6 protein-coding genes are annotated in these 8712 nt (G+C 53.6%); 2 read left to right on the top strand and 4 right to left on the bottom strand.

Going from position 1 to position 8712, the window contains the following annotated elements:
• Nucleotides 1-67: 67 nt before the first annotated feature.
• The 4 genes from araC to UC14_RS24755 all read right to left on the bottom strand — a co-directional run bounded on the left by araC (nucleotide 68) and on the right by UC14_RS24755 (nucleotide 5023).
• Nucleotides 68-1003: an arabinose operon transcriptional regulator AraC gene (araC, locus tag UC14_RS24735; protein WP_013575456.1), complete on the bottom strand. Its 936-nt coding sequence runs from the start codon at nucleotides 1001-1003 to the stop codon at nucleotides 68-70.
• Nucleotides 1004-1179: 176 nt separating this feature from the next.
• Complete coding sequence (gene araH, locus UC14_RS24740) at nucleotides 1180-2184, bottom strand: L-arabinose ABC transporter permease AraH (protein ID WP_013575455.1); 1005 nt, start codon at nucleotides 2182-2184, stop codon at nucleotides 1180-1182.
• A gap of 18 nt (nucleotides 2185-2202) precedes the next feature.
• On the bottom strand, nucleotides 2203-3789 hold the full coding sequence (araG, locus tag UC14_RS24745; RefSeq protein WP_013575454.1) for an L-arabinose ABC transporter ATP-binding protein AraG: 1587 nt from the start codon (nucleotides 3787-3789) through the stop codon (nucleotides 2203-2205).
• A 247-nt stretch (nucleotides 3790-4036) separates the two neighbouring features.
• On the bottom strand, nucleotides 4037-5023 hold the full coding sequence (locus tag UC14_RS24755; protein WP_013575452.1) for an arabinose ABC transporter substrate-binding protein: 987 nt from the start codon (nucleotides 5021-5023) through the stop codon (nucleotides 4037-4039).
• A 416-nt stretch (nucleotides 5024-5439) separates the two neighbouring features.
• On the opposite strand from UC14_RS24755, the gene UC14_RS24760 reads away from it, so the two are divergent.
• On the top strand, nucleotides 5440-7119 hold the full coding sequence (locus UC14_RS24760) for a ribulokinase (RefSeq protein WP_013575451.1): 1680 nt from the start codon (nucleotides 5440-5442) through the stop codon (nucleotides 7117-7119).
• A 36-nt stretch (nucleotides 7120-7155) separates the two neighbouring features.
• The gene (araA, locus tag UC14_RS24765) at nucleotides 7156-8661 is read left to right on the top strand and encodes an L-arabinose isomerase (protein ID WP_013575450.1); all 1506 of its coding nucleotides are present in this window, start codon (nucleotides 7156-7158) and stop codon (nucleotides 8659-8661) included.
• The last annotated feature ends 51 nt before the right edge of the window (nucleotides 8662-8712 follow it).

Genomic DNA, 8712 nt, shown 5'->3' on the forward strand with positions numbered 1-8712 from the left:
TCGCAGGGGAGGGAGCAGTTCAGTGCTTTGACTTTCCCCTGCTATGGGAGAAGAGCAAGGCAAAAACTCAAAAATGATACGCCACGGCATTTTCATGCTCAGGCCACGGATGTGATTTATACGGCTTGGCCGGATAGTTAATCTCCACACTCCGGCGGCGGAAATCACTCGGGCTGACCCCCACCCGTTTACGGAAGACCCGCGAGAAATACAACTGATCGTCATATCCCACCACACGACCAATCGTCGCGATGGATTCCTGCGTCGTCTGTAATAAAAGTTTGGCGCGGATCACCCGCTGATCTTCGCGCCAGCGCAGGATGTTGATCCCGACCTGTTCACGGAATAAATGCGCCAGCCGCGATGGTGAGAGGCAAACATGGCGCGCGACTTCATCGATACGCAGCTCACCCGCCAGATTGCCGGTAATAAACTGGCAGGCTTCGATGACACGTGGGTCCATGATTTTCTGCGGACTCTGCGGATCTTCTTCCATGGCACGCAGCAACAGACGTTCCAGCAGATTCATCCCCAGCTCTTCGCAAAAACGTCGCCCCGATTTTTGCGTTTGTTCGATGTTGGCAAACAGACGGTCAAATTCCAGCAACAAGGTATTATTCGGTAAAGAAAGACGCCCGACATCGCGGGTTTTGGTGTGCCATTCCAGCCAGTCTGCCCAGTAGGCGCGCGGGCGGAAATACACCCAGCGATGATACCAGGAGTCGGCGTTGGCAGAACGACTGTAAAGATGGCGGGCTTTCGGTGGGAATAACAGCAGATCACCGGGATTGCAGTAGAACGTGTCTTCGCCGTCGAAGACTTTACCCTGCCCCTTCACCGTCAAATTAAGAATGTAGCCTTTCATTCCACCCGGACGGTCGATGGCGAAATCCAGTGGCCCGTCAGCAAGGATAGGTGTCATACCGGCGACCAGATAGGCATTGAAACTGTAACCCGGTAACAGCGGATTTTGCTGCTGATCCTGAATCATACGGTGATACATCGAACCTCCTGAAACTTCACTGGACTATGGACTTTTCATCTATTCTAATCGGCAGTGAAAACGCTGCCAGTAAAGGTTGCTAAATTGTGAACAACCACGCGTTTTTTCGGCATTTAACCCGTAATAGCGTTAAATGCCGCGTGATGATTGCGTGAAAGCGTTATCACAAAACCAGATTAAACGGTCTTTTTCGCTTTCTGTTTGTAGCGGTCGAAGATAACTGCCGCCAGCAGGATCAAGCCACGAACCACATATTGCGAGAACGGAGAAATGTTCAGCAGGTTCATGGCATTTTCCACGGTACCCAGAATGAGGATCCCGGACACCACATAGGAAATTTTACCGATACCGCCTTTCAGGGAAACGCCACCCAGTACGCAGGCAGAGATAACGATCAGCTCGAAGCCCAGTGAGGTCATCGGCTGGCCGCTGGTCATACGTGACGCCAGAATGATCCCCGCCGCCGCTGATACCAGCCCGGACAGCACGAAGATGATGATTTTCGTACGCACCACCGGCACACCGGCCAGACGCGCCGCATCTTCATTACCGCCAATCGCCAGCGTGTTACGCCCGAAGGTGGTTTTGTTCAGCAACAGACCAAAGATGATCAGACAGCCGACCGTCAGCCAGATAGGTGCAGGCAGCCCCAGCCAGTTGGCATAACCGAGGGTGAAGAAACGTTCGTCTTCGATGCCCACCGCTTTACCGTCAGAAATGATGTACGCAAGACCGCGCACAATCTGCATAGTGGCAAGCGTGGTGATCAGCGCATTGATTTTCAGACGGGCGATAACAAAACCGTTGAGCAAACCGGTCAGCATCCCGAGCAGTAAACCGGCAGCAACGCCGATCCACAGGCTTTCGGTCATGTTGATCACCACGGCGGTGGTAACGCCCGCACAGGCAATCACCGATGCAACAGACAGATCGAAGTCACCGGAAGCCAGACAGAACAGCATCCCGCAGGCCACCATGCCGGACATCGAAATCGCCAGCCCCAACCCTTTCATGTTGATGAAAGAACTGAAGTTTGGCACGAAAATGGTACAGGCGATAAACAGCACGGCGAACACCACTAACATGCCGTAACTGTCCCAGATACGCATCAGACCCTGGCCGCCGCGTGAGGCTGCTGAAGGTTGATCCGGTTTGGCTGAATTGGTTGTCATACTCGACATAATATTTTTGCTCCTCAGTCAGGCAGCGTCATGGGCAGAATCAAGAACTGGCGTGCGCAACATAGCGAGCCCCAGCGCTTTTTCTTCGGTGGCGTCGTCATGCAACAGTTCGCCGGAGATTGCGCCTTCGCGCATCACCACCACCCTGTCGGCCAGACCCAGCACTTCCGGTAAATCACTGGACGCAAACAGCACCGCAATGCCTTGTTTTGCCAGTGAATAAATCACATTATAAATTTCATGCTTGGCGCCAACGTCGATACCCCGCGTTGGTTCATCCAGCAAAATGACTTTCATTTCTTCCGACAACCAGCGGCCCAGAATGGCTTTTTGCTGATTGCCCCCTGAAAGGTTCATGATCAGTTGCTGGTCGCTGGGGGTTTTGATATTCAGCGCATCGATATGTTTACGCGCATTTTTCGCTTCCCAGGCGTTGTTGATCAGGCACCCTGCTTTCACCGTTTTGCGACGGGCGCTGATGTTGATGTTGTCGCGCACCGAGTGCACAGGAATAATGCCGTCAGCTTTGCGGTCTTCCGGGCACAACATGATGCCCTGGCGGATCGCATCTGCCGGTTTACGAATATTCAGCGCTACACCGTCCAGCCGGACGGTACCGCCGGTAATACGCGTACCACCAAATAATCCTTTCATCAGCTCACTGCGCCCTGCACCCACCAGCCCGAACAGGCCGACGATTTCGCCCTGACGTACCGTCAGGCTGACCGGCGTTCTCACGCCCGGTGCTTTCACCTCATCCAGTTCAAGGCGAATTTCGCCGTGCGGACGCGGCGCGTAACCGTAAATGTCATCGAGATTACGGCCAACCATCGCCTGCACCAGCTTGCTGTTATCCACCTGTGTCATGTCGTCAAAGGTGCGAACGTAACGTCCGTCTTTGAAAACGGTGACGGCGTCACTTAATGCAAAGATCTCTTCCATACGGTGTGAGACATATAAAATCACACGCCCTTCCGCCCGTAACTCACGGATAACACGGAACAATTGTTCAATTTCGCGTGCAGAAAGCGAACTGGTAGGTTCATCGAATGCAATAATTTTGGCATTGCGCGCCAGCGCCTTGGCAATTTCCACCATCTGCCACTGGCCGATGGAGAGATATTTCAGCGGTGTATCGGGGTCGATATCCAGCCCGAGATGTTCAAGCTGAAGTTTGGCTTCGTAACGCAGCAATTTACGGTTTACAAAACCGTGTTTGCTCGGCAACTGCCCGAGATAAATGTTCTCTGCTACCGTCATTTCCGGCACCAGATGGAGTTCCTGATAAATGATCGCCACACCGGCATCGAGCGCATCCGTGGTATGGCTGAACGCGACCGGCTGGCCTTTGATATGAATATTGCCCTGGGAAGGCTGATAGTTCCCGCTGAGGATCTTCAGCAGGGTGGATTTCCCCGCTCCGTTTTCGCCCATCAGCGCATGAATTTGTCCGGCGTAACAATTGAATGAAATACCGTCCAGCGCTTTCACGCCCGGAAAAGTTTTGCCAATGTCATGGAATTCCAGATACGGCCTGGCCGCATCAAACTCCGTCAGTGACGGTGTCAGCAAAGGCGTCTTATTATCGAAAGATTGCTGAGTCATAGTGGCTACCTGGAAGTTGAGTAAGTATGGATGCACGCCACTGCAAAGCAGAAAACAGTTCAACGTCTCCCTGTCGTCCACTCTGCAGCAGCGTCTCTCCCCTTCATACTTCAAGTCGCAGATGCGTTGGCTACGCTTACTCACCCGAATCACTTACTTATGTAAGCTCATCGGGACTCGCTCACTTGCCGCCTTCCTGCAACTCGAATTATTTGGGGGTATTGCTTGTTTCAACCACATCTGAAGATCACATAAGACCTTTTTTCTTCAGCTCTTCTTTGAAGTTGTCGCGGGTAATCAGGACAACATCCGTCACTTCGGTAAATTTCGGTGGTTCAACGCCTTTGGTAACCCATTCATTCAGCATCTGAATACTTTTGTAACCGTGGATATCCGGGCTAGGTAACAGGGAACCGTAGAAGCCAGTCTGGGCGCTTTTTGACAACTCATTCACTGCATCCACACCGTTGATGCCGATGCCGATCACGTTAGCCGCTTTAAAGCCCTGACCTTCGGTTGCACGCACGCCACCCAATACGGTGTTGTCGTTCATGCCGATGATCAGCCAGTTTTTCACTTCAGGATGTTGCACCAGCAGGGAGTTACCGGCATCCAGTGCGCCCGGGATGTCGTTAGATTTAGTCGGGACTTTGTAGATTTGTTTTTCCGGGAAACCGGCAGCTTTCAGTGCCTCCATTGAACCGGAGGTGCGGCGGCGCGCCGTATCGAGTTCATCGGCAGTAATGGCCATCACGCCGGTATCAGCGACTTTCCAGCCACGTTTTTGCATTTCTTTGTACAGTTCCTGCCCCTGACGTTCGCCGATTTTGGTCGCGGCCATCATGACTAATGGCACTTCTTCCATTGGCTTGCCTTTGGCATTCACAAACTGGTCATCCACCTGGATCACTTTCATGTCATAGCTGCGCGCTTTCGCCATGATGGCAGGGCCGAGACGCGGATCCGGCGTACAGATGACAAAACCTTTCGCGCCGTTGGCCGCCAGGCTGTCGATTGCATTCAACGTTTTTTCACCATCGGGCACGGCGATTTTAATGACGTCGAAGTGGAGATCCTTACCGGCTTTATCTGCGAACCGCCATTCAGTCTGGAACCACGGCTCTTCCGGTTGTTTAACCAGGAAGCCCAGCTTCGGATTCTCGGCTGCCATAGCTGAATGTGACATAAGGGCAGCTAACCCGACCGCCGCTAATGCCTTAGTGAATTTATGCATGATGTTCTCCGACTTTTATTGTTGTTTTTCACAATCACAGTCTTAAATCTGGTGGTTTGCCGCAATCGTGAAAACGTTATCAGTAGCGTAAAGAAACAAAGTGAAAGTGCGGCGAAGTCCAGTTTATAGAGGATTTGCGTCACACTCTCTTGTAAGACGGGTTAAGTTTTAGCGGTAATTTTGCAGCGGAATGTAGAGCGCTATCACACGGCGGGAAAACAGCAGGTTTGTGCATAGATATAGCGATTTTAGCCAAACGCTAACATTTGACCAACCTCACAGAAACATCATTGGGAGCAGATTTGTGCATACTTCCAGCTAACGCCTCCTCACTCACTTTTTTGCATCCTCCTACTGTTAGAGCAATTCGATTCGCCGCCGTAATGACTACGGCAAACCTGAAGGAGTGAGAAAGAATGACGCAAGGTGCGATTGCTCTTGGTCTTGATTTTGGCAGCGATTCCGTCCGTGCCCTGGCTGTGGATTGTCAGACCGGTGCCGAGATGGAAACCGATGTGGTTTATTATCCGCGCTGGAATGAAGGTCGCTATTGTGATGCGGCAATAAATCAGTTCCGCCATCACCCGCTCGACTATATAGAGGCAATGGAACAGGCGATTAAAAACGTAGTGCAACGGCTGGGCAGCGAGCGGGCTGCGCGCGTGGTGGGTATCGGCGTCGATTCCACCGGCTCAACCCCCGCTCCTGTCGATGAGGAAGGCAACATTCTGGCGCTGAAAGCGGAATTTGCCGAAAACCCGAACGCCATGTTTGTGCTCTGGAAAGATCATACGGCAATAGAAGAAGCGGAAGAGATCAACCGTCTGTGTCGCAGCGGCGATTTCCCCGACTATTCCCGCTATATCGGCGGCGTTTATTCCTCAGAATGGTTCTGGGCGAAAATCCTGCACGTTTCCCGTGCTGATGCTGCGGTTAAACAAGCAGCCGCGTCATGGGTTGAATTGTGCGACTGGGTGCCCGCCCTGCTTTCCGGCACCACCGCACCGGACAAAGTGGTGCGCGGACGTTGCAGCGCCGGACACAAAATGCTCTGGCATCCGTCATGGGGCGGCCTGCCACCAAAAGCGTTCTTTGCCGCCCTCGATCCGCTGCTGGTTGAACATCTGCCCTATCCGCTGTTTACCGACACCGTCACCGCCGAACAGGCTGTTGGCACACTGACACCTGAATGGGCAGAACGTCTTGGCTTACCCGCCAGTGTGGTGCTTTCGGGCGGCGCATTCGACTGCCATATGGGGGCAGTCGGCGCGGGCGCACAGCCTTATACGCTGGTCAAAGTGATCGGCACCTCTACCTGCGACATCCTGATCGCCGATAAAGAACGCGTAAACGACCGTGCTATCGCCGGGATCTGCGGACAGGTGGAAGGCAGCGTCGTGCCGGACATGATCGGGATGGAAGCCGGACAATCCGCTTTCGGCGACATGTACGCCTGGTTCAGCCGTCTGCTGAGTTGGCCGCTGATTCAGGCCGCCAAAGCCCATCCGGAAATGGCACCGCAACTGACCAGCCTGCAAAAAAATCTGCTGACCGATCTCACTGTGGCCTGGGCCGCTCATCCGAAACTGGATCATCTGCCGCTGGTGCTCGACTGGTTTAACGGCCGCCGTACACCGTTTGCCAACCAGCGCCTGAAAGGTGTCATTACCGATATCAATCTGGGCACAGAAGCACCTGAACTGTTCGGCGGCTTTATCGCAGCGACCGCTTTTGGCGCGCGCGCCATCATGGAATGTTTCGAACAGCAGGATATTCCGGTGGAAAACGTGCTGACGCTCGGGGGCATCGCGCGTAAATCGCCGGTCATCATGCAGGTTTGCGCCGATGTGATGAACCGTCCGTTGCAAATTGTTGCTTCCGATCAGTGCTGCGCCCTGGGTGCCGCGATTTTCGCCGCCGTCGCTGCCGGGGAGTTCAAAGATGTTCCTGCCGCACAGGAAAAAATGGCCTGCAGCATCGAACGTACGCTGACGCCGGATCCGCAGCGCGTCGCGCAATATCAGCGCCTGTACGAACGTTATCAGCAATGGTGTGCCACGACTGAACCGCTGTTTGCAGCGAAACCGGCGCATTAACCCGTATTTCATCTATCCGATATTCAGGAGTAATAAATGGACGCGTTTAAACATCTCGAAGTGTGGTTCGCCATTGGCAGTCAGCATCTGTACGGTCCGCAGGCATTACGTCAGGTAAAAGAGAACGCCGAGAAGGTGGTCAGTAGCCTGAACAGCGAAGCCGGTTTGCCGATAAAACTGGTGCTCAAACCGCTGGTGACCACGCCGGACGAAATCACCGCATTGTGCCGTGAAGCCAACTATGACAACGCCTGCGTGGGCATCATCACCTGGCTGCATACCTTCTCGCCGGCCAAAATGTGGATTGCCGGGCTGAGCATCCTGCATAAGCCGCTGATGCAGTTCCATACGCAATTCAATGCTGAAATCCCATGGGAAACCATGGACATGGACTTCATGAACCTGAACCAGACCGCGCACGGTGGCCGTGAATTCGGCTTCATCGGTGCCCGTATGCGTCAGCAACACACCGTGGTAGCCGGTCACTGGCAGGACGGTGAATCTCACCGCCGTATCGCCCAGTGGATGCGCGTTGCTGCCGCCAAAAACGAAAGCCAGCACCTGAAAGTGGCACGTTTTGGCGATAATATGCGTGAAGTTGCTGTCACCGAAGGCGATAAAGTCGCCGCCCAAATCCAGTTCGGCTACAGCATCAGTGCCTACGGAATTGGTGATTTGGTCAGCGTAATCAACGAAGTCAGCAAAGGCGACATCGATACGCTGGTGGAAGAATATGAAGCCACCTATCGCCTGACGGATGCGGTAAAAATTAACGGCGAACGTCGTGAAAACTTGCTGGATGCTGCCAAAATTGAACTTGGTATGACCCGTTTCCTCGAACAAGGTAAATTCGGGGCATTCACGACCAACTTTGAAGATCTGCACGGCATGAAACAACTGCCCGGGCTGGCCGTCCAGCGTCTGATGCAGAAAGGCTACGGCTTTGGTGGCGAAGGTGACTGGAAAACGTCTGCCCTGCTGCGCATCATGAAAGTCATGGCCAGCGGTCTGAAAGGCGGTACTTCTTTCATGGAGGATTACACCTACCACTTCAAACCAGGCAGTGATCTGGTTGTGGGCTCGCACATGCTGGAAGTGTGTCCGTCGATTGCCAAAGAAGAGAAGCCGCTGCTCGATGCGCAATATCTCGGCATAGGCGGTAAAGCGGATCCGGCGCGTCTGATTTTCTCCACACCGGCAGGTCCGGCGGTCAATGCCAGCGTCATCGACATGGGCGACCGCTTCCGTCTGCTGGTCAATCTGGTGGATACCATCGAACAGCCACACCCGCTGCCAAAACTGCCGGTTGCCCGCGCTATCTGGAAAGCCCAGCCATCACTGGCAACAGCGGCAGAAGCGTGGATCCTCGGCGGCGGCGCGCACCATACCGTGTTCTCTCAGGCACTGGATATTGACGCGCTGCGGTTATATGCGGAATTTTCCGGGATTGAATTGCTGGTGATCGATAACGACACGACGTTGCCAGACTTCAAGAATCAGATCCGGTGGAATGAGGTGTATTACAAACTTTGCAGTCGCTGATTTGTTTGCTCCTCCCACTTCAAAGAGCAGTTTTTTCTTTGCTCCTCCCCC

Origin of the sequence: Rahnella sp. NRRL B-41462, assembly GCF_003263525.1 — a bacterium.
In the GTDB taxonomy this organism is placed as follows: Bacteria; Pseudomonadota; Gammaproteobacteria; order Enterobacterales; family Enterobacteriaceae; genus Rahnella; species Rahnella aceris.

Excerpts from the sequence above, each read along its gene's own strand:
- araC (WP_013575456.1), bottom strand. The coding sequence starts at position 1,003 with ATGTATCACCGTATGATTCAGGATCAGCAGCAAAATCCGCTGTTACCG.
- araH (WP_013575455.1), bottom strand. The coding sequence starts at position 2,184 with ATGTCGAGTATGACAACCAATTCAGCCAAACCGGATCAACCTTCAGCA.
- araG (WP_013575454.1), bottom strand. The coding sequence starts at position 3,789 with ATGACTCAGCAATCTTTCGATAATAAGACGCCTTTGCTGACACCGTCA.
- UC14_RS24755 (WP_013575452.1), bottom strand. The coding sequence starts at position 5,023 with ATGCATAAATTCACTAAGGCATTAGCGGCGGTCGGGTTAGCTGCCCTT.
- UC14_RS24760 (WP_013575451.1), top strand. The coding sequence starts at position 5,440 with ATGACGCAAGGTGCGATTGCTCTTGGTCTTGATTTTGGCAGCGATTCC.
- araA (WP_013575450.1), top strand. The coding sequence starts at position 7,156 with ATGGACGCGTTTAAACATCTCGAAGTGTGGTTCGCCATTGGCAGTCAG.